The following is a 762-nucleotide window of genomic DNA, read 5'->3' on the forward strand; positions in this document are numbered from 1 at the left end:
AAAGCTGGGGCGTGAGTCGGCCATAATGGCCGGCAACAAGGAACCAGAAGATGACGAAACGAAACCGACGGACCCACTCGCCAGCGTTCAAGGCAAAGGTAGCCCTGGCAGCGCTCAAGGGCGACAAGACGCTGGCAGAGCTGGCCCAGCAGTTTGATGTCCATCCGAACCAGATTACGGACTGGAAGAAGCAACTGCAGGAGCGGGTTGCCGATGTGTTCGACGCGGGCAACTCGGCGCCAGCGGCACCGCCAGTCGACGTGAAGGTACTGCACGCGAAGATCGGGCAGTTGACGCTGGAGAACGATTTTTTAGAAAGCGCGCTCAGCAAGGCGGGACTGCTGAGCGTAAGGCGATGATCGATCGTGATCACGCCCTGCCGGTGACACAGCAGGCGCGGCTGGTAGGCATCAGCCGGTCGAGCGCCTATTACCAATCGCGCGGGGTCAGCGAAGCGGATCTGAAATCGATGCGCCGGATTGACGAGCTTCACCTCGAGCATCCATTTGCGGGGGCGCGAATGCTGGCACGGCTGCTACGTCGCGAAGGCATCAAGGTCGGGCGCAGACACGTCAGCACCTTGATGAAGCGCATGGGTGTCGAAGCGCTGTATCGCAAGCCAAACACGAGCCGCAAGCATGCAGCCCACAGGATCTGGCCGTACCTGCTTCGCAACCGGAAAATCGACCGGGCCAATCAGGTCTGGGCGCTCGATACGAGCTATATCCCGATGGCGCGCGGCTTCGTATATCTGACGGCTGT

The 762-nt window shown here is 60.6% G+C and carries 1 pseudogene; it reads left to right on the forward strand.

Annotated features, from left to right (window positions below):
- Positions 1–50: 50 nt before the first annotated feature.
- A pseudogene (locus NCT03_RS33655) lies at positions 51–762 on the forward strand (IS3 family transposase); the annotation flags it as partial.

The sequence above is a fragment of the Caballeronia sp. GAWG1-1 genome (assembly GCF_023631465.1).
Lineage (GTDB): Bacteria > Pseudomonadota > Gammaproteobacteria > Burkholderiales > Burkholderiaceae > Caballeronia.